This window comes from Acinetobacter sp. IK40 (assembly GCF_035615075.1).
Lineage (GTDB): Bacteria > Pseudomonadota > Gammaproteobacteria > Pseudomonadales > Moraxellaceae > Acinetobacter > Acinetobacter courvalinii.
Genome location: NZ_JANBOE010000003.1, coordinates 96,131 through 119,856, shown reverse-complemented (window position 1 = coordinate 119,856; position 23,726 = coordinate 96,131). Strand labels below are relative to the sequence as shown.

Here is a 23,726-nt window from a genome sequence, read left to right as displayed (position 1 = left end):
TATTTTTGGGGATAAAAAAATAAATAGGAAAGTACTGTGCTCAGGTTATATCGTAAACCAAATAAGGGGTTAGTGGGTGTCGATATTAGTTCGACAACTGTTAAGTTATTGGAGCTCTCTGTAAAGAACGGTAGATATTGGGTTGAAAGTTATGCGGTGATGCCATTACCTGAAAACAGTGTAGTGGAAAAAAGCATTCTGAACCCAGAGGCGGTGGGGGATGCGTTAGAGAGAGTGGTGAACCTTGCCAATCCTCACACCACCAATGTTGCAATTGCAGTGCCTACGTCTATGGTCATTAACAAGATCATAGAAATGGATGCTGACATGTCGGATGAAGAACGTGAAGTTCAGATCCGTATGGACGCTGAGCAATACATTCCGTTCCCATTAGATGAAGTGAGTCTGGATTTTGAAGTTTTACCGGATCGTTTGGCCAATCCAAACCGGGTAAACGTCCTGCTCGTGGCAACACGGACAGAAAATGTAGACACCCGCGTCGAAGTGCTGGAGCTGGCTGGCCTCACCGCGAAAATTGCAGAAGTGGAAAGTTACGCCATGGAGCGTGCTTTCAGTGTCTTTGCCGATACCTTGCCGATGGGTGCCAATACCGTGGGTATTCTGGATATCGGGCATACCATGACCACGTTGTCTGTAATGCAGAAAGGCAAAATTATCTATACCCGTGAGCAAGTGTTTGGCGGCCGTCAACTGACTCAAGATGTCCAAAGTCGCTATGGCTTGTCTTTTGAAGAAGCCGGTCGTGCCAAAAAAGAAAGAACCCTGCCAGACGATTATGATACCGAGGTGCTTGAGCCTTTCCTTGATGCCGTTGTTCAGCAAGCGGCACGTTCACTGCAGTTCTTTTTTTCATCTTCTCAGTTCAATGAGATTGATCATATTCTGCTTGCTGGCGGGAATGCCAATATTCCTGGTCTGGCCAAGCTGTTACAACAAAAGCTCGGTTACCGGGTGACCATTGCCAATCCATTTTTACAAATGGGTTTTTCTCCCCAAATTGATATTAAAAAAATTGAAAATGATGCCTCTTCATTAATGGTGGCATGCGGTTTGGCAATGAGGAGTTTTGATTAATGGCAAAGATTAACTTACTCCCTTGGCGTGATGAGCTAAGAGAACAACGAAAGAAACAGTTTGTCGCTTTTTGTGTTGGGGTTGCTGCATTAGGGGTTGCTTCGGTCTTTTCAGGCTGGATGTATTTTGATCATAAACTCAGTGATCAGGAACAAGCTAATCAGCTGATTGTGAGTACCAACCAGAATCTGGATACTCAACTGAAAGCACTGGATGGCTTGCAAGAACGCCGTAACGCGATTATCGAGCGTATGAAGCTGATTCAGGGTTTACAAGGACAGCGTCCGGTTACCGTGCGTCTGGTGGATGAGCTGGTCCGGGTCACACCACCGACCATGTACTTAACCAAGTTCACACGCACCGGTGATAAATTTACGATTGAAGGGAAAGCAGAAAGCCCGAATACCGTGGCTGAGCTGTTGCGTAATCTGGAAGCTTCGCCATGGTATCGCAATGCTTTCATGAATTCATTCCTGGCAGTGGATGAAAATAAAAACAAAGATAAAGCAGCAAGTTCGCTGATTCCTCGGGTTGAGGAAAATTATGGCAGTTTTATTGTCACTGTCGATTTGGGTGAGATTGGTACAACGGCTGAAGCTGCACCCGCATCAGAACAGGCAGCATCAGGGGCAGTAGCAGTGGGGGCCGCGAAATGAACCAAGATGAATTGAATCAAGACAGCGTTGCGGTGAAGAAAAAGAAAATGACGGTCGAGCAGTTCTTCCAGCAATTTAATACACTGGATATGAACAATTACGGTAGTTGGCCTTTATCCGTCAAAATTACCTGCTGGATATTTGTATTTTTAGCTGTGCTGGCGCTGGGTTATTTTGTGGTGATTAAATCTCAGCTTGAATCTATTGAAAATGAACAGGCGAAAGAGCAGAGTCTACTCAACGAGTTTAAAGAAAAAGATTCCAAGCTGCGTAATTTGCAGCAATATCAAGCGCAGCTGCAAGAAATGGAAGCGAACTTTAATCAACAATTAGAGCAACTGCCAAAAGAAACAGAAATTCCAAGTCTGGTTGAAGACATTAACCTGACCGGAGTGAATTCGGGCCTGAAATTTAAAAATATCCGTCTGGAAAATGAAGTCAAGCAAGAGTTCTTTATTGAGCAGCCGATCAGTATTGATGCAACTGGTGACTACCATGCCTTTGGTGCATTCGTTACCGGTATTGCGGCTTTGCCTCGTATTGTTACCTTGCATGACTTTACCGTAGAAGCAAAAGAAGATACCCAGAAAAAGTCAGATATTCCGGTGGTGAATTATACCGTGAAAGCCAAAACCTACCGCTATGTAGGTGCGGATGATCAGGCCAATGCCGCTGCGGCAGCGACAAATAATCCACCTGCTGCAGGAGGAAAATAAGCCATGAATAATTATAAATTACTGCTGAGCTTGTTGCTTGGATTGGGGCTGGTTGGATGTGATTCGCGTATTGATGCAGTCAACCAAAAGATGGCTGAAATTCGCAATCAGCCGCCTTTACCGATTGAGCCTGCACCGGTATTTACGCCTGTACCTTTATTTAACTATTCGGCACATCAGCTGAAAAGCCCGTTTATGCCAAGCTCCTTGGCGGCCGAGTTAAAGATTATGGCCGGTAAACGTGTATATCCGAACTTCAACCGTCAGCCGCAACCACTGGAAAGTTATGCCCTCGAATCCTTAAATATGAAGGGCAGTATGCGTGGTAGAACCAATGCCACTATTGCTTTGATTCAAACGCCGGATGGTCAAATCGAGCGCGTACAAGTGGGGAGTTATTTGGGGATGAATCAGGGGCGCATCATTAAAATTAGCCCGACGCAGATAGATTTGGTGGAAATCGTACCGGATGGACGAGAAGGTTATGTGGAAAGACCACGAACACTCGTTCTGATCGGACCAGCACCATAAGATTAAAGGAATAACAATGAAAAAACAGTTTAAAGATTCTTTATTTGGGGAAGCGAAGACCATGAATCATGCATTCCGTCAATTTTCTATGGCTGCGATTACACTTGCAGTGATGCAGGTGGCTTCGGCACAAGTCAGCATGACCAACATTGTGCCGATGAATTTGGCTGAACAAGGGACCGAGATCCGTGTCATGTTTAACGGGTTACCGCCGCAGCCACAAGCCTATCAGCTGGAACAGCCTGCCCGCTTGATTCTGGATTTTGATAAGGCGCAACAGAGTTTAAAACAGACCTCTATTCCTGTATCTACCAATGAAGCAAGCTCTGTGGAAGTCGCGGCTGATGATCAGCGTTCCCGTGTGATTGTAAATTTAAAAGATGCAGGAGCCTTTACCACCCGTGTTGAAGGCAATACTTTTGTACTGAAAATCAATTCAGCCAAACCTGCTATGGCAACGCCGGTCGCTGCTGTTCGTCAGGTTCAACAAGGGATTTCCAATATTGGTTTCCAGCGTGGCAATCAGGGTGAAGGTCTGGTAGTAATTGATTTGCTTGGCAATAACACGCCGGTCGATGTGCAACAGCAAGGCAGTAAGATTGTTGTGCGGACCATGGGCAATAAAATCCCGACTCATTTGGCGCGTCGTTTAAATACCAATGACTTTGCAACACCTGTTGCCAGTATCGATGCCTATAACGATAAAGGCAATGGCGTGGTGACGATTCAGTCTGCTGGCAGCTATGAATATATGGCCTATCAGGCAGAGAATAAACTGACCATCAGTTTAAAGCGTCCTGAAGACAAGTCACCAACCAAGGCCAAGACCCAAACCTATACCGGCAATAAGATTTCTTTAGATTTCCAGGATATTGAAGTACGGCGTGTCTTGCAGTTACTGGCTGACTTTACCGGTATCAATATGGTCGCCGCAGATACCGTACAGGGGAATATCACCTTACGTCTTAAAGATGTGCCATGGGATCAGGCTTTGGATATTGTTCTGAAAACCAAGAATCTGGACAAACGTCGTAATGGCAATGTGATCTGGATTGCACCAGTTTCAGAATTGATTAAGGCAGAGGAAGAAGAAGCCAAAGCGCAGGCGCAAAGCGTGAAACTGGCGCCGCTGCAAACCGAATATATTACCTTAAGCTATGCAAAAGCAGCCGATATTGAAAAGCTGATTACTCAAGGCAAAAATGCCAATACCAACAACGGTAATTCTTCTAATTCTATCAGTAATGACACCTTGGCGGGTGGCCTGTTAAGTCCACGGGGAACCATCTCGATTGATCCGCGGACCAATACCCTAATTGTGAATGATACTTCACAAAAGATTGACCAGATCCGTAAGATGGTTGATCTGCTGGATGTATCGGTGAAACAGGTGATGATTGAAGCACGTATTGTCAGCGCCAGTACCGATTTTACCAAAGAGATGGGGGTGAAATGGGGCATCCTGTCGCAGGGGATTACCAATAATAATGATCTGTTAGTCGGTGGTAGCGATAAGACTTTATGGAATCTACGCGATCCCAAAAAAGATAGTGACACAGGTGGCTGGAAATACGATATCGAACGCCCTGATAACCTGAATGTCGACTTGGGTGCTGTTACCCCTGGGGCAAGCCGTATTGCCTTTGGCTTGATCAGTCTTTCTGACTTTATGCTGGACTTGGAACTTTCAGCAGTACAGGCTGATGGTTATGGTGAAGTGATCTCGACACCGAAAGTCATGACAGCAGACAAGCAGGCGGCAAAAATTGAATCAGGTAAGAAAATTCCGTATACCTCATCAACGGGTGGCGGTGCGAATGCGGTGCCTAAAACAGAATTTATTGACGCGACCTTGAGTCTGGATGTAACGCCAAGCATTACTCCTGATGGTAAGGTGATGATGAAACTGAACATTACTAAAGACTCGCAAAGCACCCCGACACCGACAGGCCAGCTCACCATCAATAAAAACCAGATTGATACCAATGTACTGGTCGATAATGGTGAAACCGTGGTGCTCGGCGGTATTTTTGAGCAGGAAAATATCAGTTCTCAGGTCAAAGTACCGTTTCTCGGTGACTTGCCTTATGTCGGGCGTTTATTCCGTCGTGACCTGAAAACAGACAATAAACGTGAGCTGCTTATTTTTATTACGCCGAGAATTGTTAATGACACTTTGACCAGAAATCATTAATATATTTTCAATAATCGCAATTCATATAGGTGGCGCGTTGCCAAGCAAAGCGTTTGAAACCCTACCAAATATTTATTTGGTAGGGCCAATGGGGGCAGGAAAAACAACAGTTGGCCGGCATTTAGCAGAATTGCTAGGCCGTGATTTTATTGATAGCGATCATGAAATCGAACGTAAAACAGGTGCCACAATTCCATGGATTTTTGAAAAAGAAGGGGAAGTCGGATTTCGGTTACGCGAAACCAATGTATTGAATGACTTAACCTCTCGTCCATTATTGGTATTGGCCACAGGCGGCGGTGCAGTCACGCAAGTCAAAAACCGGGAATTTCTTAAACAGCGTGGTATCGTTGTCTATCTTTATACGCCTGTAGAGCTCCAGCTACAGCGCACCTATCGCGATAAAAATCGCCCTTTATTACAAGTCGAAAATCCAGAGCAAAAACTACGTGACTTATTGGCCCTGCGTGATCCTTTATATCGCGAAGTCGCACATTACGTCATCGAAACAAATCAAGGTGCGGCACGGGATTTGGCACAACGTATCTTGCACGTCATTTTATCTAAACAAGTTAAGTAATCGCTGGTTGGTTGTTATTATGCAAACGTTACATGTTGAGTTGGGTGACCGTCGTTATCCCATATTTATAGGCAGTCATTTAGACCCGAAAACATTGCTTGAACCGTATTTACATGGTCGACAAGTAATGCTGGTATCTAACTCAACAGTTGCACCTTTGTATTTACAACATTATATGGATGCCTTGATCCAGCTGGATAAACAGGTTGCGCAATGTATTTTACCCGATGGTGAGCAATATAAAGATCTTCAGCATTTGAATCTTATTTTTGATGCTTTGCTTGAAGCCGGTTTTAACCGTGACTGTACCGTATTGGCCTTGGGCGGTGGGGTGATCGGCGATATGGCTGGTTTTGCCTCAGCCTGTTTCCAGCGTGGCGTTTATTTTGTGCAGGTGCCGACAACGTTATTGTCACAGGTTGACTCAAGTGTCGGTGGCAAGACCGGTATTAATCATCCTTTGGGCAAAAATATGCTAGGGGCCTTCCAGCAGCCACAAGTGGTGCTGGCGGATATGGCGCAGCTAGAGACCTTGCCAGATCGCGAACTGTCTGCGGGACTATCAGAAGTGATTAAATATGCCTTATTGGGTGATGTTGATTTTCTGGTCTGGCTAGAGCAAAACATGGATGGATTGATCGGACGTGATGCAAATTTATTGGCAGAAGCGGTTTATCGCTCATGTGCTCATAAAGCGCGGATTGTGGCCAATGACGAAAAAGAGCAGGGCGAACGTGCCTTATTAAACCTAGGGCATACCTTTGGCCATGCCATAGAATCTTATCTGGGTTACGGCACCTGGTTACATGGCGAAGCGGTGGCGACCGGTATGGTGATGGCAGCAGATTTGTCTCATCGTTTAGGCTGGATTTCAGCCGAAGATGTGCAACGTACAAAAAATATCATTCAACGTGCCAATTTACCGATATCATGTCCAAAAATTCCATTAGATGAATTCTTGGCTTATATGTCGCATGACAAAAAAGTCTTAAACGGTCAATTACGTCTGGTTTTATTGAAAAGCTTGGGTCAGGCCGTCATTACCAAAGACTTTGACGTTGAGCTAATGAAACAATCTATTCTTGCGAATCAATCTGCATAATTAATTATTTGGGTAAAGCATGGCTGTGTCACGATCAATTTGGCAAAATATTCAACAATATAGCTGGCTGGTTTTTGCGCTGGCTTGTTTAATTGCTGCGTTGATATTCTGGGGCGTTACCGATACCAAGGCATTGGTGAAAGAGCAACAGCCCGCTGAAACTGAAGCACAGGTTCAGATTCAACCGGAAAAAGTGGCGGCGACTGCGCATCTGGGCGCACTCTCGGATGAAGTCAAACCTTTGGATCTGACCACGCGCGTGGTGGTGGCTAATGACCATGCACCTGAATTTCGTGGCACCAAATATATGAAGGACCATCAACGTCAGTGGACCGTGGAAATTTTCCGCAGTTCGGATGAGGCCATTATTAAAAACTTCTTGCTCAATCGTTCAGATCGCAAGAAGTTTGTGTATTTCCGTCTCAGCGGCGAAGATCAGGTTGAGCAATATGTGCTTACTTATGGTGCTTTTTCAAATGCAGAAGAAGCTACCCGTCAATTTGCACAGCTTAATCTGGCGCTGCCTGATTCGGTCAAACCCAAAGCCCAACAACTGTCGACCTATGCTGAATTGGTCAATGATTTGGGCTCTGATGAAATGAAATCGGCGTCCAATCAGCTTTATGCGGTTCAGCTCAGACCTGCGGCATTGCCAAAAGTTGATGAAACCCTGTTAATGAATCGAGCACCAGTAACGAGCAACCGGACGGCTGAATCATCAACCACAGTAAAAACCACGGTGACTCAACGTGATGCACAGGGCAATGTGGTAAATGTCAAACAAAGCCAATCTGCACCTCCTGCAGCAGCAAATGCTGAAAAAATAAAAGAAAATTCAGATTCTTCTAAACGAGAAGTCAGCGATCCATTTAATTAATGATGCACTAAAATTGTGCACATATGATTCTTTTTATAGCACCCTGATTATTTTTGGTGCACTTTTCAGACAGGGGCAAGTGGTTTGCCCCTTATAACTTAAAGTTATTTTAATTTTTTTAATGATTTAGTAAACCTAATTTTACATGGCATGTTTTTTGCATCCTTGTGGTGCTAATTTGTCTGCTCATTGCGCCTTTTGAAACTAAATGATTCATTAGTTTCGTGAAATGGAAAGTTTTTGTGCTTTACAAACTTTTTTGAGGGTGTAATAACTGAAAACACTTTAGATGGCGAAATGCACTGCGTCTTGAAAAAGAAAGGCGTATATTGCAAATCCGCCAGTAAAAATGTTTTCGCGAAGCATTGAACTTTAAATGAGTTGATCGGCAATATCGCAGAAAATGAATTGAATGTTTGTTGCTCGAAAGAGCCATGTTGAAAGAAGGGTACGCTATGCACATGCCATCGCCTAATACTGTAGCTCCCGCTCAAGGTTTATATCAGCCTGACGAGTTTAAGGATAACTGTGGTTTTGGTCTGATCGCCCACATGAAGGGTGAATCAAGTCATCATCTTGTAGAAACCGCGATTCACAGTTTAAGTTGCATGACGCACCGTGGTGGTATTGCCGCAGATGGCAAGACGGGAGATGGTTGCGGCTTATTATTGGCGATGCCAAAGCAATTTTTCCGTGACGAAGCAAAAAAACTGAGTGATATTACACTGAGTGAAATTTTTGCTGTGGGTACCGTATTTTTAAATGTAGATCCGGCATTAGCGCAACATTCCAAAAATATTTTAACCAAAGAAATCGAGTCAGATGGCTTACGCGTACTGGCTTGGCGTGTGGTTCCGACCAATAACGATGTCCTCGGTGAAATTGCACTGCAATCTCTGCCTGCATTTGAACAGGTCATTGTGAACTGTCCAATGGGGGTGAGTGAGGTTGAGTTTAACCGTAAGCTTTTCCTGGCACGCCGCCGTGCAGAACAACAATTACAAAACGATCCATCCTTCTATGTAACCACGCTTTGCTCGACCGTGATCAGCTATAAAGGCTTGATGATGCCGGCTGCGATTGCAGACTTCTATACCGACTTGGCCGATGAGCGTTTAAAATCGCATATTGTGGTGTTCCATCAACGTTTCTCGACCAACACCTTGCCACGTTGGCCTTTGGCGCAACCTTTCCGTTACCTTGCGCACAATGGTGAGATCAATACCATTACCGCAAACCGTAACTGGGCATTGGCACGTACCCCGAAATTTGAAAACCCGTTATTGCCTGGCCTGACTGAGCTGAATCCGATCGTTAACCGGACCGGTTCAGATTCGTCAAGTCTGGATAACATGCTTGAAATTCTGGTCGGTGGTGGCATGGATCTGTTCCGTGCACTCCGTATGCTGGTTCCACCGGCATGGCAAAACGTTGAAACTCTGGATGCTGACTTACGTGCTTTCTATGAATTTAACTCGAAGCATATGGAAGCTTGGGATGGTCCGGCAGGTCTGGTGATTCAGGATGGTCGTCATGCGATCTGTATGCTGGATCGTAACGGCTTGCGTCCAGCGCGTTGGGTCATCACCAAGAATGATTACATTACCCTTGCCTCTGAAATCGGGGTATGGGGCTACGAGCCAGAAGATGTAGTATCTAAAGGCCGTGTCGGTCCGGGTCAAATCCTGGTTGTCGATACCTTGACAGGCAAAGTGCTGGATACCAAGGATGTCAGCAATCACCTCAAGAACATGCGCCCATACCGTGAATGGTTGCGTGATCATGCGATTCGCCTGCAGGCCAATCCACAGCTTGAAGAGCAACTGGTCGATCAAGGCTTAACCGGCGACAAGTTGAAAGCAGCGCAAAAAATGTTCATGGTGACATTTGAAGAGCGCGATCAACTGTTACGTCCGATCGCTGAAAGTGGTCAGGAAGCGGTTGGCTCAATGGGTGATGATACCCCAATGGCGGTATTGTCTCGTCAAGTACGCCATGTGTCTGACTATTTCCGTCAGCAGTTTGCTCAGGTTACCAACCCGCCAATCGATCCATTACGTGAATCGATCGTGATGTCACTGGAAACCTGTTTAGGCCGTGAACAGAATGTGTTCGAACAAGGCCCGGAACATGCCGATCGTATCATTATTTCCAGCCCGGTCTTGTCTAATTCAAAAATGCAGCAGCTGCGTGATGTAGAAAAAGATCGCGAAGGCTATGGCGTGGTGGATATTGACCTGAACTATGCAGAAGCTGAAGGTTTACAGGCTGCGATTGAACGTATCTGTGAAGAATCGGCACAGGCGGTTCGTGATGGTAAAACACTGATTGTATTAACCGATAAAAACTTCCGCGAAGGGTATTTGCCTGCAAATGCTGCCTTGGCCACAGGTGCGGTACATCACCATTTGATCAAGACCGGTTTGCGTACCGACGCCAACATTATGGTTGAAACCGGTTTTGCGCGTGATCCACATCAGTTTGCGGTATTACTTGGCTTTGGTGCGACTGCGGTTTACCCATATCTGGCCTATGATGTGATCAATGATCTGGTTGCGAAAGGTGAGCTACTGGGTGATCCAATTCAAGCGCAAGCCAACTTCCGTAAAGGGATTGAGAAAGGCTTACTGAAAGTACTGTCTAAAATGGGCATCTCGACGGTTGCTTCTTATCGTGGCGGTCAGTTATTTGAAGCAGTGGGTTTATCTTCTGAAGTGGTGGATAAATGTTTCCTTGGCGTGCCAAGCCGTATTCAAGGTGCAACCTTTGCCGATCTGGAAAATGACCAGAAGAAATTGGCGACCACGGCTTGGCAGAACCGTAAGCCGATTGATCAAGGTGGTTTGCTTAAATTCGTATTTGGTAAAGAGTACCATGCGTTTAATCCAGACGTGATCAATGCCTTGCATAAAGCGGTACGTTCAGGCCAATATCAGGACTTTAAAGAATACGCAGAACTGGTGAATAACCGTCCAGTGGCGACCATTCGTGACTTGTTCAAGTTAAAAACCACTGCTGGAATTGCGCTTGATCAGGTTGAAACGATTGAAGAGATTCTGCCACGTTTTGACTCTGCGGGTATGTCTTTAGGTGCATTATCACCAGAAGCCCATGAAGCAATTGCGATTGCCATGAACACTATTGGTGGTCGTTCTAATTCGGGTGAGGGCGGTGAAGATCCTGCGCGTTATGGCACGATTCGTAACTCGAAAATCAAACAGATTGCTTCTGGTCGTTTTGGTGTAACGCCAGCTTACTTAACGTCTGCTGAAGTATTGCAGATCAAAGTGGCACAGGGTGCAAAACCAGGTGAAGGTGGTCAGTTACCAGGTGGTAAAGTGAATGGCTTAATTGCGCGTTTACGTTACTCAGTGCCAGGTGTAACACTAATTTCTCCACCGCCACACCACGATATTTATTCGATTGAAGATTTATCACAATTGATCTTTGACTTGAAACAGGTCAATCCTCAAGCGATGGTATCAGTCAAACTGGTCTCTGAACCAGGTGTTGGAACAATTGCTGCGGGCGTGGCAAAAGCCTATGCCGACTTCATTACCATTTCAGGTTATGACGGTGGTACAGCGGCATCACCACTGTCATCGATTCACCATGCGGGTTCACCATGGGAATTAGGTCTAAGCGAAGCGCATCAAGCCCTCCGTGTCAATGACTTGCGTGGCAAGGTTCGTGTACAAACCGATGGTGGTTTGAAAACGGGTCTGGATGTGATCAAGGCGGCTATTTTAGGTGCGGAAAGCTTCGGTTTCGGTTCTACGCCAATGATCGCATTGGGCTGTAAATACCTGCGTATCTGTCACTTGAACAACTGTGCAACCGGTGTTGCAACACAGCAAGATCATTTACGTCAGGAACACTATATTGGTGAACCTGAAATGCTGATCAACTTCTTCAAGTTTATTGCAGAAGAAACCCGTGAATGGTTAGCTGCATTAGGTGTCGCTTCACTGAAAGACTTGATTGGTCGTGTTGATTTGCTTGAAGTTTTACCAGGTGAAACAGACAAACATGCCCATCTTGATCTCAGTGCCTTATTGACCTCACATCCTGCTGCTGAAGGTAAGGCGCAATATTGCCAGGTTCAGGGCAATGCACCATTTGATAAGGGTGTTTTGGCTGAGCAAATGGTGGCAGAAATGTTGCCAGCAATTGAAGCGGGTACAGGTGGTTCATTCAACTTCACTGTCGGTAACTGTGACCGTTCGATTGGTGCACGTATCTCAGGTGAGATTGCCCGTCGTTATGGCAATCTAGGGATGGAAAATAATCCAGTGGTCATGAACCTGATCGGTACTGCGGGTCAGTCACTCGGGGTATGGAATGCGGGTGGTTTGCATATCAAGCTTGAAGGTGATGCCAACGACTATGTCGGTAAAGGTATGGCAGGCGGTCGTGTCTCGATCTTCCCGCCAAAAGGTTCGCCGTTCCAGACCCAAAATACGGCTATTATCGGGAACACCTGCTTATATGGTGCGACTGGCGGTAAAGTCTTTGCTGCGGGAACTGCCGGTGAGCGTTTCGCAGTGCGTAACTCAGGCGCATTTGCCGTGATTGAAGGTGCGGGCGACCACTGTTGTGAATACATGACCGGTGGTGTGGTAACCGTCTTAGGTAAAGTGGGCCATAACTTCGGTGCAGGTATGACCGGTGGTTTTGCGTATGTCCTTGACCTTGATAATGACTTTGTCGACTACTATAACCACGAACTGATTGATCTGAATCGTATCTCGACAGAGGCGATGGAAGACCATAAAGAAAACCTACTGCGTATTCTGGATGAACACATTCAGGAAACAGGAAGTGCATGGGCTTACAAGATCCGTAATGAGTTCGACTTCTATAGTCGTAAGTTCTGGCTGGTGAAACCAAAAGCTGCTAATTTACAAACGCTTTTGAAAACTACCCAAGCCGATCCACAATAATTCCACGACTGCATAGACATAGGCAGGTGCAGAGATGAGGGACATCGCTGCGCCTACCCACGGAGAGAGACATGGCAGAGCGCCTTAATAATGACTTTCAATTTCTGGATGTAGCACGCCAAGATCCAGAGAAAAAAGATATTACTGTCCGCAAGGCAGAGTTTGTGGAAATTTATAAACCTTTTACTGCGGAAGTGGCTGCGAATCAGACCCATCGCTGTTTAGGGTGTGGTAACCCCTATTGTGAATGGAAATGTCCGGTACATAACTACATTCCAAACTGGTTAAAACTGATTGCAGAAGGCCAGATTTTTCAGGCCGCTGAATTGTGCCATCAAACCAACACCTTGCCGGAAGTCTGTGGTCGCGTATGCCCGCAAGACCGTTTGTGTGAAGGTGCCTGTACCTTAAACGACGGTTTTGGTGCAGTGACCATTGGTAATGCTGAAAAATATATCAATGATACTGCTTTTGCTTTGGGCTGGCGACCAGACATGTCTGGCGTTAAATGGACTGATAAAAAAGTTGCGATCATTGGTGCAGGCCCAGCTGGCTTAGGTTGTGCGGATATTCTGGCGCGTGGTGGCGTAAAGCCAGTGGTATTTGATAAACGTCCAGAAATTGGCGGTTTGCTCACATTCGGTATTCCAGAATTTAAAATGGAAAAAGATGTGATGAAGCGTCGTCGCGAAATCTTTACCGGTATGGGCATCGAGTTCCGCTTAAATACCGAGATTGGCGTCGATGTCACTATTGAACAATTGCTGGCTGAATACGATGCGGTGTTCATGGGCATGGGAACCTATACCTATATGAAAGGTGGTTTCCCGGGTGAAGACCTGAATGGTGTTTACGATGCATTAGATTTCCTGATTGCCAATGTCAACCGTTGCCAAGGCTGGGAAAAAGATCCAAGCGAATACATCAGTGTTGATGGCAAGAAAGTCATCGTATTGGGCGGTGGTGATACTGCGATGGACTGTAACCGTACTTCATTGCGCCAAGGTGCGCACGATGTGACCTGTGCATATCGTCGTGACGAAAGCAACATGCCGGGTTCTGCACGTGAAGTGAAGAATGCCTATGAAGAGGGCGTCAAATTCCTGTTCAACCGCCAACCGATTGAGATTGTCGGTGAAAACGGTAAAGTGACTGGCGTTAAAGTCGTGACCACGCAAATGGGTGAGCCTGATAGCCGTGGCCGTCGTAGCCCTGAGCCTGTTCCTGGTTCTGAAGAAATCTTGCCTGCAGACGCAGTGTTGCTTGCCTTTGGTTTCCGCCCAAGTCCTGCAGACTGGTTTGGTGGCGCCAATGTAAGTCTAGATGGTTCAGGCCGAGTGGTTGCGGCAGAACAGCAAGAATTCAAGTTCCAGACTTCGAATCCAAAAATCTTTGCCGGTGGCGATATGGTACGTGGTTCTGATCTGGTTGTGACTGCGATCTGGGAAGGCCGTCAGGCAGCGGAAGGTATTCTGGATTATCTTGGCGTGTAAGCTCTTTTTCAGTATTTAATTTTAAATGCCCAAGCCTCATGCTTGGGCATTTTTCTATATGAATTAAAGGAGCTGGATAAAAGCGATGGATAGTCAGCATCTATGCAATAAGCAGAATAATGAAAAGACTTGAATAAAAGCGCAATAAATTGCTATTCTTTAAATGATAATAATTCTCATTTTGAAAAGTGGATAAAATAATGACACCCAAACTCAATGACAGGCTGTTAATTGCCGCACTGTATACCAGTACTTTTCTCTGCCTGGTTGATTTGAGTAGTGTCAATCTGGCTTTAGCTGCAATCCAGACACAGTTCAATAGCCAGCTTGCCGATTTACAATGGGTGATTGATAGTTATGCTTTGAGCATGTCGAGCTTGATGCTCGCGGTGGGAGCTTTAAGCCAGTGGCTAGGACGTAAACGCTTGTGGTTGGCTGGTGTCGTGATTTTTATTTTCGGCTCGGTGATTTGTGCCGCAGCACCTGCTTTTAACGTATTGATTGTGGGGCGCGTAATTCAGGGCATTGCAGGAGCGATGCTGATTCCCCTGACTTTGGCGATCATTGTGCATCATTTTACCCAAGTTGATCGTAAGGCACGGGAAATTGGCAACTGGAGTTCCTTCAGTGCCTTTGCCTTGATTATTGGGCCTTTGATGGGCGGCCTCATGGTACATTATCTGGGTTGGCAAAGTATTTTCTGGTTAAATCTTCCGGTTGGATTGTTGGCATTGTTTTTAGGCTGGAAAGGTATTGTTGCTGATGAGCATCAGCAAAGCATAAGGTTTGACTATTTAGGACTGATTTATAGTGTAGTTGCAATTGCCAGCTTAACCTATAGCATCATCATGGTACAGCAAGCACATATTGGCTATCTGATCGCCTTTAGTTTCCTGCTTTCGATGGTGTTTGCGCTGATTTTTATTCGACATCAGAACAAGGCTTCGCATCCGCTCATTCCACGTCATTTATTCCATAACCGTATTTTTTTACGTTTTAATCTGATCTCCTTTCTGTTGGGATTTGCAGGCTATAGTTCCTTATTTGTTTTTGCCCTGTTTTATCAGGAGCAGGTGCATTTAAGTGCGGCCCAAGCCGGTTGGTTGATCGCCCCGCAATTTCTGATGCAGGCGGTGGTTTCTATTGGCTTTGGTCGCTTACAGCAAAGTTATGGCGTATTGCCCTTACTCAAAATGGGGTTGCTCATTTCGGGTATCGCCTTGATCGCGATGATCAGTTTCCAGAGTAACGCTTCTTATCTGTTATTTATAGGTTTAAGCGGCATGCTGGGGGCCGGTATTGGCTTGATTGTCCCCAGTTCCAGTACCTTGAGCTTGCATGCGGTATCGCAGGCAGATGCCAGTTTTGCTGCGGCGATTTTAAATATGCTCAGACAACTAGGTCTAACTTTTGGGATAGCAGTATTGGGTACGCTGACTGCATTTATGATCAAATGGGCGGTGACAAGCTTGCATTATTCCATGGCTCAAGCCCAGTTATTGGCCTTTCATAGTGTGGTTGCCATCATGGGTGGATTATTTCTGGCAGCCCTATTAAGTCTGAGGAAAATCAAACAAGAGGAATGTGTCGCGCCTGTTTCATCGATCTAGACCAGTCATCATTTTGGTAGTTTTGGCAAATCTTCTAAGCTTTTTTGCCCTGTCCTAGAGTTTTTTACAGCGCAATACTCGAAGACGGACTATAAAATGAACAAGGTAATCGCGATGGCACTTGCAAATGCGAATGTAGGAAAAAGCTATTTAAATCGTCCCAAGGCATTGGGGATTACTGTACGTCGTCTGCAATTTAACCCAGAAAAAATCAAGCGTCATTATTTTGCCAATTCACCTGTGATGTCGCATCTGCTGACGGCACTGTCTTCCACTTTCCCGATTGGCGAGCAGTATTTTGTCAATAGTGTCCGCAATGTTCGCGACAAAGTAAAAGATCCCCAATTACAGGCACAAATTGCGGCTTTTATCGGGCAAGAAGCGATGCACTCCAAGGCCCATACCGAATTTAATGATGCATGGCGACGCGATGACTATAATCTAGACCGTTTTCAGGCGTGGCTGGCAAAACGCGATGAGCTGCTTCGTAATATTCATCCTAAATTACAGCTGGCCTTGACCTGTGCCTTTGAACATTTTACTGCCATGCTGGGCGGCTATATCCTGAAACATCCAGAAATTTTAAGTACGCTGGATGAGGATGCCATGAAACTGTGGGTATGGCATGCGATTGAGGAAATTGAGCATCGTTCAGTGGCTTTCGATGTTTATCAGCAAGTCTATGGTGATGACCGTATCCGCCGTCTATTGATGCGTAGCGTGACTACGGGCTTTGCCAGTCTGACTTTTTACGCCACGTCGCGGCTGATCTGGCAGGACAAATGGAAAAGCCTGCCCAAATTGGGTGGCAATCTGTTCGGGACCTATTTACTGGCGAAAATGTTAATCCAACTGATTCCAGAATATTTGTCCTATTATCAGGCGGATTTTCATCCGGCAAAATATGATTACACGCAGTTGGTCAATTACTGGAAGGCACGTATGGCGGATGAATATGATATGGCCAGTTTTCAGGAGGGCACCATACCCCGGTTGTATAGTTAAATTCCCTCTTAAAATAAAGTTTGCTTAGCGTGGCATTACATCAACAGGCTTGAGTAATGCCTTTTTTATTTAAACAGTCTCATGCATCAACTTTAATAAATGTTACACAGCAGGCAAAAAAATCCCATTACAATGAACTAACGCAAAAATATAAAGAAAAACTTGAGGATAAATTTTTATGAAAGTCATGAAACAAACCGCACTGGCAACCGTATTGGCAAGCACGCTTCTGTTCACAGGGTGTGGCTATAACACTTTACAAGTGAAAGATGAGGCGGTGAACGCATCATGGTCTGAGGTACAGAACCAGTATCAACGCCGTGCTGACCTGGTGCCGAATCTGGTCAATGTGGTGAAAGGCTATGCCAAACACGAAGAACAGGTGCTCACTGAGGTAACTCAGGCACGTTCGAATGTGGCGGGCTTGAAAGTCGATAAAGAAGTGCTGGAAGATCCTGCATTATTTGAGAAATACCAACAGGCGCAAAGTCAACTGACCGGTGCATTGTCACGTCTGATCGCCGTTTCGGAAAACTATCCTGACCTGAAAGCCAATGAACAGTTCCGTGACCTTCAAGCGCAGCTCGAAGGTACTGAAAACCGTATTGCGGTTGCGCGTAACCGTTATATTACAACGGTTCAGGACTATAACGGCTATGTGCGTCAATTCCCTCAGGCCTTGACCGCTAAAGTGATTGGCATGAAAACCAAGGAAAACTTCAAGGCAGAACAGTCTGCCCAACAGGCACCAACAGTTTCATTTAATTAAGTTCTGAAATTGTTTTTGAATGCTGGGGAGTGACCGTATGTTTGCAGTGTTAACGCAAAGATTAAAACAGCAGCTTGGGGCTGCATTGTTGCTGGTGTTTGCGACATTTTGTTTTCAACATACGGTCTGGGCCGAGGTTGCAACTGCAACGGATCAAAGTGATCTGGTGGTTGCAGGCAAAATTATTCAGGAACAGCAAAACAATAAAACTGCTCCTGCAAGTAGCTCAAATACTGAAACACCGGTATTGCCCAAAGTCGCCGATGATATGGCGGAGGGTGAGTCCATTCGTGGCTTACCTACGTTAAACCAGCCGGTCATTGATCAGGCCAAAATCCTGAGTGATGCAGAAATGCAGCAGCTCAATCAGAAAATTCTAAGTCTTTATCAGCAAGGGAAGGCCCAAGTCGGTGTGATTATCGTGCCGACCACCGGGCAGGAAGCGATTTTTGATTTTGCCCTGCGAACTGGGGAAAAATGGCAACTCGGTTCAGCCAAACGTGATAACGGTTTGTTAATGGCAATTGCGGTGAATGACCGTAATATCCAGATTCTGACGGGTTATGGTCTGGAAGGTGTACTACCAGATCTGGTACTGAGCCGGATTATTCGCAACCAGATCACACCTTATTTTAAACAGGGCCAATATGCACAGGGCATCTCAGCGGGTCTGGATGAAATCACCCGTATTGTGAATTTAGACCCTGAAATTGCCCAGCAGGCGGCTCAAGAGTTGAAAGACCGACATGAGCAGGCCTTACATGCGCAGCAAGCCAAAGACAATACCCTCATGATGGCCTTATTTATCCTGATTGCGGGTGTGGTCGGCTCATTTATTATCGGCAAGCGCTTGAGTGCCTCAACCGCCGCCGTGGCAGCAACGGTTGCTGGCTTGGTCAATGGTGCAGGTCTGGTGATGAGTTTGTTACTCGGTGTCGGGGTGTTCTTTTTATTGATTACCTCACTGGCACAACTGATTTTCCAGATGTTCTTGTCAGGTGGCGGCCGCGGAGGCGGTGGCGGTGGAGGTTTTGGCGGCAGCGGCGGTGGCTATAGTGGCGGCGGTGGTAGCTTTGGCGGGGGAGGAGCATCAGGCTCATGGTAACCAAGACAGATACAACACAGATTATTACCCAGCCGAAACTGGAAGAGCATGTGCAACCGAGTTTAAAACGCTGGTTCAAGCATTTTCTCTATGTTTCATCGGCGCATCGTTATTTTAGCAAGCAGGACCGGACAGAGATTGCCAAAGCGGTACAGCAGGCAGAAAAGGGCCATGTCGGTGAAATACAGGTGGTGATTGAAGGGCATATCCCATGTTCTCAAGCCTATCAGCAGAATACCCGCTTACGGGCACAGCAACTGTTTGCTGAACTGGGTGTTTGGGATACTGAGCTGAATAGCGGAGTGTTGCTGTATTTGAATCTGTGCGAGCGTAAAGTTGAAATCGTGATTGATCGTGGCTTAAAGAACGCGACCCAGACTGAAATCTGGAATGGCATTTGTCAAAGTATTGTCGTGTTACTTGCTCAGAAGCAATATCTGCAAGCGGTGACCAACGGAGTGACAGAAATAGGACAGATTCTTGATCAGTATTATGTAAAATCAGACCTGAATGATCAGAATGAACTGCCAAATGAACCGATCATTTTAAATTAAATTCGGTTTTTAATTTTCATCAAAAATCTGGCTTGTTATTTTAGAAAAAATAAACTATTGTGCAGACTATTCTGTATAGATAAATTTCTGAATCACAAGCTTTCTTATCAGCTTCCGATAAACGGTAAGAAATAATAAAAAATAATTGAAATAAATTTTGTGTGATTCAGGTCGCTCAATTTAAATACAATTCGAAAGTAGTCAAATTTGATATCTAAAAAAACGCATAATAAAGCAGTAAAGCTGACGTTATTTGTCATTTTTTTTCTTAAAACGTCTAAATTGCTCTGCTTTTATACAACATGAAAATTTTTTAAGTCCCTGTTTTTTTAGAGTAAAATTGGCTAAGCTAAGGACTGGCATAAAACATGCTAAATACTAAGTAGCTGAAAAAAGCTTATAAAAAATATCCATTGGAGAAATGTTATGAAATCAATGCAAAAGGGTTTTACTCTTATCGAATTGATGATCGTTGTGGCGATCATTGGTATTTTGGCTGCGATCGCGATTCCGCAATATCAAACATATATCGCGAAGTCACAAGTAAGTCGTGTAATGTCGGAACTTGGTGGTATTAAAACTGCTGTTGAAAATTGCTTGTTAGAAGGTAAAGATGGTTCGGCAGGAAAAGAATGTGAACTAGGTGCTACAGCATCTAACTTATTAGGTACAACAGTTGCTGGTACACCACCAGGAATGGTCGTTAATATTGACTTAGCTGCAAGCACGGCCTCTATAGCAGGAACATTTAAGAATAGTGCTGCTTCTGCTTTACAAAAAGCTGGTGAAAATACATTAACATGGTCACGTAGTGCTGAAGGTACTTGGTCTTGTTCTACAACTGTATTACAGAAATATCGCCCAGCAGGTTGTAATACTTCTACGGCTGGTGCTTCACCATCTGATAATTAATACATTATTGTAATTAACAAACACCTCTCATTTGAGAGGTGTTTTTTTAGAAATATATATATGTTTATTCTATTAATGCCTGATTTATATTTTTTATTTCAGAATGGGGATTTTTATTTTTTTTGTTTAAGTGTGTTTTGTTTAATTTATATATTTGCACTTATTAAAAATACAAAGTTTCTATTTTTTCTATTTCCTGTTTTTTTATTGATTCCTTTATATTTATACTATATATCGATTTACCATGTTTCTATTAATGAGCAAATATTGAGTGTTGTTTTGGAAACAGATTTTCAAGAAGCATGGAGTTTTATAGGTTATAAAATATATTTATATATACTTGTTTTTATATTGTGGGTAGTGTTCTGTATTTATATTTTATATAAAAATTATAAAAAACCTTTAGTTTGGGAACATCGCAGTCGTTTGTGGGTTTTAATTATTGGTACAGCTTATTTTTTGTTTTCATATACTATAAATGCAGAAGTGGCGAGTCAGATTGATCAGAGTTTTGAAAGCCAACAAGATAATTTTCTTGTTGATGAAAAAAATTTTTTTATACAAGAGATTAAAAGAACTTATCCGTTAGGTTTTTTTATTTCTATTTATGATATGTTAAAGGAGCAAAAAAAAATTAATGTTGCTTTTAAACAAAATAAGAATTTTAATTTTAATGCAAAACAAAATTTAAATAATCATAATAAACAAATTTATATACTTGTGATTGGTGAAACGAGTCGTAGAGAAAATTGGCAACTTAATGGTTATGCTAGAAAGACTAATCCAAAACTTAGTCAGCAAAATAATTTAATAAACTTTTCTAATATGCTTTCTGTTTCTAGTGCAACACGTAGTTCTATCCCAATGATTTTGACTCGTAAACCAGCGGAGCATGTCTATAAGTTTAATTTTCCTGAAAAGTCAATAATTTCTGCATTTAAAGAGGTTGGTTTCAAAACGTATTGGTTGTCTACTCAGCAAAGATTCGGTGCATTTGATACTAGTACATCAGTTTATGCTAAAGAAGCAGACCAAATGATTTTCTTAAATAAAGCCAACTATACTGATGCTGGTGAGAAAGATAATGTCTTAATTCCAGCCTTAAATAAAATTATTAATTCAAAGGAAAAAAAGCAATTTATTGTTATTCATACATTAGGTAGTCATTATAATTATCAATATCGTTATTCAGAGGATTTTAATGTTTTTCGACCATCTTTAAATGATTTAAATAAATATAGTTTGCAAGAGAAAAGGTATAAAGATGAGCTTATAAATAGTTATGATAATTCAATTTTATTTACAGATCATGTTTTAAGTAGTTTCATTGAAATATTGAAGATGCAGGTGAATGCAGAGTCATTCCTGTTTTATAGCTCTGATCATGGTGAGGATTTGTTTGATGGTGAGTGTAATAAGAGTGGTCATGGCTTGGAAACAGCAACTAATTTTGAAATTGCTAGTTTTGTTTGGTATTCAGATCTATTTTTATTAAACAATATAAATAAAATAAATATACTTAGAGGAAATGCAAATAGAAAAATTAATCAGACAGTAATATTTCCAACATTAATTGATGCAGCTAGTATTAAAATACCAAAGGAAAAATTAGAAAGAAGTCTTTTGAGTGAATTTCATAATTATCCACGAATTGTTATGGGAGGGAAGAATTATGATCAATCTCAGCTCGAAGGTTTATGTAGAGAAATAAAATGAATCAAATACAGCAAAGAGAAATTTTATCTAGTTTGGCTGCTATATATAAATATGGTAAGTTATTATGAAAAATAAATTATTTTCTAACATAAAATATAAAGATATGTTTTTTGTTTTATTCGTAATATTATGTCTTATTCTTAGCGCTCATTTTATATTGATTGATCGAGTAGGGTTTTGGAGACTTGTTTACCCTTTTCAAGCTCAGATAGCTCTATGGAATATTGAATGTTCAGAGAATGCACCTAAATGGATGCCAGAAAGCTTAAAATACATCATAAAAAATCAGAAAAATTTATCCAATCAAATAGCTTATATAGATTCTTTTGGTAATCACTCCTATTGTCAAAGCGGTTGGGAAAAAACAACAGTATTTTCAAAGCAAACATCTGAAAATACACGTTTTCGTTATGCGAGTATGACTAAGATTATAACGAACAATGCAGTTTTAGATTTAATTAATAAAGGAAAAATAAAATTAGATGATCCAATGGTTAGCTTCTTTAATGAATTAAAAAATAAAAACTTTGAAGATACAAGAATAAATAAAATTACAATCTCTGATTTACTACAGCAACGTTCGGGTTTTGATCGCTTAAAGAGTGAAGATGTGATCTTTGCGACGAATAAAACACCATGGTGCCCTTCACAACTTACGACTTTAGCCAAATTGAAATTAGACTTTGAGCCTAATGACCACTATGCTTACGATAACCGCAATACCTGTTTACTAGGTGCAGTCATCGAACGAGTTACGCAACAGCCCTATAGAGAATATATCCAAAAAACATACTCTTTAGCAAAGTATAATATTAAATTTGTAGATGGATTTTATTATCCAGATGAAGTGCGTTATGACTTTCGTAATAATGATTTCTGGATGGAAAGTGATGATAATTCTTTTAATTTTCTTTCGATTTCTTCGTCTGCTGGATTATCAGGGAGTGCTAAAAGTCTTGCCCTATTGATTCATAGTATACTTCAACAGAAACATTTGAATATTTTAGACATTGCTAAAGATAATCTAAAAAAATGTCATATTAGCCTATTTAAGTCGTGTAATGGCTATGCAATGTGGCAATATCAAAAAGATAGTAATGCTCCGAGAATGTATTTTCGTAATGGTGGTTTGCCTGCGACAACTTCTTTAGCAATGGTCACAGCAAAAGGCGAAGTTATTGTTTGGATAGGCAATGGTGCTACTTTATATGATAAAAATTATGATGAGAATCTATTGGAAAAGTATTTTTATCAAGTATTTAACCCGTAACCTACACGATATGACTTTTTTGTTGAAAAGTTATCTAGAATGTCATATTAGAATCATACTGCTAAGATTAAGTTTTTGAATTTTATATATAAATTTAATGGCATGATATTTGTATTCCTTTAGTATATTTAGAAATTGTAGGCAGTCATGAATAAGGGATTTACATTAATTGAATTAATGATTGTGGTGGCAATTATTGGGGTACTGGCAGCTATTGCATTACCGATGTATCAAAATCATGTAGCTAAGTCACAAATTACTTCTGCAATTGCTGAGTTGAATGGTGCGAGAACACAGTATGAACTGGTGATGAATGATGGTGCTAATAGTAGTGCTTTTACCACAGATAATATGGGATTCTCAGCGCCTGATTCTCAATTTTGTCATTATGTGGTTCATGCTCCAAACGCTGGTGGTGTATCTCAACCTGCTCTAGAATGCCAGATGCATAGTGTAGCTAGTGTTCTTCTTGGTAAATCAATATATTTAAATCGTCAAGCAAATGGTTCTTGGCGATGTAGCGCATCAGCAGGAATTCCTAATCGGTTAAAACCTGTGGATTGTATTTAATTGTTCTGAAATTATAAGGACTCCCTTT

At 42.9% G+C, this 23,726-nt stretch carries 19 protein-coding genes; all 19 read left to right on the top strand.

Going from position 1 to position 23,726, the window contains the following annotated elements; translation table 11 throughout:
• Nucleotides 1-36: 36 nt before the first annotated feature.
• A complete protein-coding gene (locus MSG93_RS06915; protein ID WP_005227665.1) occupies nt 37-1,095 on the top strand; it encodes a pilus assembly protein PilM in 1,059 nt (352 codons plus the stop codon).
• Entirely contained in the window at nt 1,095-1,751 is a 657-nt protein-coding gene (locus MSG93_RS06910; protein ID WP_005282678.1) for a PilN domain-containing protein, read from the top strand. The genes MSG93_RS06915 and MSG93_RS06910 overlap by 1 nt, the downstream gene beginning before the upstream one ends.
• Entirely contained in the window at nt 1,748-2,467 is a 720-nt protein-coding gene (locus MSG93_RS06905) for a type 4a pilus biogenesis protein PilO (RefSeq protein ID WP_005282679.1), read from the top strand. The genes MSG93_RS06910 and MSG93_RS06905 overlap by 4 nt, the downstream gene beginning before the upstream one ends.
• Before the next feature lie 3 nt (nt 2,468-2,470).
• Nucleotides 2,471-2,998, top strand: a complete 528-nt coding sequence (locus tag MSG93_RS06900; protein WP_005227658.1) for a pilus assembly protein PilP — start codon at nt 2,471-2,473, stop codon at nt 2,996-2,998.
• A 61-nt stretch (nt 2,999-3,059) separates the two neighbouring features.
• Nucleotides 3,060-5,192 (top strand): type IV pilus secretin PilQ family protein, encoded by a 2,133-nt coding sequence (locus tag MSG93_RS06895; RefSeq protein WP_324621330.1) that lies wholly within the window; start codon nt 3,060-3,062, stop codon nt 5,190-5,192.
• A gap of 10 nt (nt 5,193-5,202) precedes the next feature.
• Nucleotides 5,203-5,772, top strand: coding sequence for a shikimate kinase AroK (aroK, locus tag MSG93_RS06890; protein WP_104021896.1), 570 nt, complete (start codon nt 5,203-5,205; stop codon nt 5,770-5,772).
• Nucleotides 5,773-5,791: 19 nt separating this feature from the next.
• Entirely contained in the window at nt 5,792-6,874 is a 1,083-nt protein-coding gene (aroB, locus tag MSG93_RS06885) for a 3-dehydroquinate synthase (RefSeq protein ID WP_005282683.1), read from the top strand.
• 19 nt (nt 6,875-6,893) lie between these two features.
• Complete coding sequence (locus MSG93_RS06880; protein ID WP_312057577.1) at nt 6,894-7,751, top strand: hypothetical protein; 858 nt, start codon at nt 6,894-6,896, stop codon at nt 7,749-7,751.
• 461 nt (nt 7,752-8,212) lie between these two features.
• On the top strand, nt 8,213-12,694 hold the full coding sequence (gene gltB / locus MSG93_RS06875; protein WP_171067867.1) for a glutamate synthase large subunit: 4,482 nt from the start codon (nt 8,213-8,215) through the stop codon (nt 12,692-12,694).
• Between the two features lie 71 nt (nt 12,695-12,765).
• Nucleotides 12,766-14,187 carry an FAD-dependent oxidoreductase gene (locus tag MSG93_RS06870; RefSeq protein ID WP_005227646.1) on the top strand — a complete coding sequence of 474 codons (1,422 nt, stop codon included), beginning with the start codon at nt 12,766-12,768 and terminating at the stop codon, nt 14,185-14,187.
• A 200-nt stretch (nt 14,188-14,387) separates the two neighbouring features.
• Nucleotides 14,388-15,797 carry an MFS transporter gene (locus MSG93_RS06865; protein ID WP_324621117.1) on the top strand — a complete coding sequence of 470 codons (1,410 nt, stop codon included), beginning with the start codon at nt 14,388-14,390 and terminating at the stop codon, nt 15,795-15,797.
• A gap of 114 nt (nt 15,798-15,911) precedes the next feature.
• Nucleotides 15,912-16,802: a metal-dependent hydrolase gene (locus tag MSG93_RS06860; RefSeq protein WP_324621329.1), complete on the top strand. Its 891-nt coding sequence runs from the start codon at nt 15,912-15,914 to the stop codon at nt 16,800-16,802.
• 178 nt (nt 16,803-16,980) lie between these two features.
• A complete protein-coding gene (locus tag MSG93_RS06855) occupies nt 16,981-17,571 on the top strand; it encodes a LemA family protein (protein WP_005227639.1) in 591 nt (196 codons plus the stop codon).
• Nucleotides 17,572-17,608: 37 nt separating this feature from the next.
• Nucleotides 17,609-18,676, top strand: coding sequence for a TPM domain-containing protein (locus MSG93_RS06850; protein WP_324621116.1), 1,068 nt, complete (start codon nt 17,609-17,611; stop codon nt 18,674-18,676).
• Nucleotides 18,670-19,230 (top strand): TPM domain-containing protein, encoded by a 561-nt coding sequence (locus MSG93_RS06845; RefSeq protein ID WP_005282699.1) that lies wholly within the window; start codon nt 18,670-18,672, stop codon nt 19,228-19,230. Before MSG93_RS06850 ends, MSG93_RS06845 begins: the two co-directional genes overlap by 7 nt.
• Nucleotides 19,231-19,665: 435 nt before the next feature.
• On the top strand, nt 19,666-20,142 hold the full coding sequence (locus tag MSG93_RS06840) for a pilin (RefSeq protein WP_420714306.1): 477 nt from the start codon (nt 19,666-19,668) through the stop codon (nt 20,140-20,142).
• A gap of 60 nt (nt 20,143-20,202) precedes the next feature.
• Nucleotides 20,203-21,858 (top strand): phosphoethanolamine transferase, encoded by a 1,656-nt coding sequence (locus MSG93_RS06835; RefSeq protein WP_324621114.1) that lies wholly within the window; start codon nt 20,203-20,205, stop codon nt 21,856-21,858.
• A 64-nt stretch (nt 21,859-21,922) separates the two neighbouring features.
• Entirely contained in the window at nt 21,923-23,128 is a 1,206-nt protein-coding gene (locus MSG93_RS06830; RefSeq protein WP_324621112.1) for a serine hydrolase domain-containing protein, read from the top strand.
• Between the two features lie 147 nt (nt 23,129-23,275).
• Complete coding sequence (locus MSG93_RS06825; RefSeq protein ID WP_324621110.1) at nt 23,276-23,698, top strand: pilin; 423 nt, start codon at nt 23,276-23,278, stop codon at nt 23,696-23,698.
• Nucleotides 23,699-23,726 lie beyond the last annotated feature (28 nt).

What these genes read in the sequence shown, in the direction of transcription:
- MSG93_RS06895 (WP_324621330.1), top strand. Translation starts at nt 3,060, where the DNA reads ATGAATCATGCATTCCGTCAATTTTCTATGGCTGCGATTACACTTGCA.
- MSG93_RS06835 (WP_324621114.1), top strand. Translation starts at nt 20,203, where the DNA reads ATGTTTATTCTATTAATGCCTGATTTATATTTTTTATTTCAGAATGGG.
- MSG93_RS06870 (WP_005227646.1), top strand. Translation starts at nt 12,766, where the DNA reads ATGGCAGAGCGCCTTAATAATGACTTTCAATTTCTGGATGTAGCACGC.
- MSG93_RS06825 (WP_324621110.1), top strand. Translation starts at nt 23,276, where the DNA reads ATGAATAAGGGATTTACATTAATTGAATTAATGATTGTGGTGGCAATT.
- aroB (WP_005282683.1), top strand. Translation starts at nt 5,792, where the DNA reads ATGCAAACGTTACATGTTGAGTTGGGTGACCGTCGTTATCCCATATTT.
- gltB (WP_171067867.1), top strand. Translation starts at nt 8,213, where the DNA reads ATGCCATCGCCTAATACTGTAGCTCCCGCTCAAGGTTTATATCAGCCT.
- MSG93_RS06880 (WP_312057577.1), top strand. Translation starts at nt 6,894, where the DNA reads ATGGCTGTGTCACGATCAATTTGGCAAAATATTCAACAATATAGCTGG.
- MSG93_RS06900 (WP_005227658.1), top strand. Translation starts at nt 2,471, where the DNA reads ATGAATAATTATAAATTACTGCTGAGCTTGTTGCTTGGATTGGGGCTG.
- MSG93_RS06860 (WP_324621329.1), top strand. Translation starts at nt 15,912, where the DNA reads ATGGCACTTGCAAATGCGAATGTAGGAAAAAGCTATTTAAATCGTCCC.
- MSG93_RS06840 (WP_420714306.1), top strand. Translation starts at nt 19,666, where the DNA reads ATGCAAAAGGGTTTTACTCTTATCGAATTGATGATCGTTGTGGCGATC.
- MSG93_RS06830 (WP_324621112.1), top strand. Translation starts at nt 21,923, where the DNA reads ATGAAAAATAAATTATTTTCTAACATAAAATATAAAGATATGTTTTTT.
- MSG93_RS06905 (WP_005282679.1), top strand. Translation starts at nt 1,748, where the DNA reads ATGAACCAAGATGAATTGAATCAAGACAGCGTTGCGGTGAAGAAAAAG.
- MSG93_RS06845 (WP_005282699.1), top strand. Translation starts at nt 18,670, where the DNA reads ATGGTAACCAAGACAGATACAACACAGATTATTACCCAGCCGAAACTG.
- MSG93_RS06910 (WP_005282678.1), top strand. Translation starts at nt 1,095, where the DNA reads ATGGCAAAGATTAACTTACTCCCTTGGCGTGATGAGCTAAGAGAACAA.
- MSG93_RS06855 (WP_005227639.1), top strand. Translation starts at nt 16,981, where the DNA reads ATGAAAGTCATGAAACAAACCGCACTGGCAACCGTATTGGCAAGCACG.
- MSG93_RS06865 (WP_324621117.1), top strand. Translation starts at nt 14,388, where the DNA reads ATGACACCCAAACTCAATGACAGGCTGTTAATTGCCGCACTGTATACC.
- MSG93_RS06850 (WP_324621116.1), top strand. Translation starts at nt 17,609, where the DNA reads ATGTTTGCAGTGTTAACGCAAAGATTAAAACAGCAGCTTGGGGCTGCA.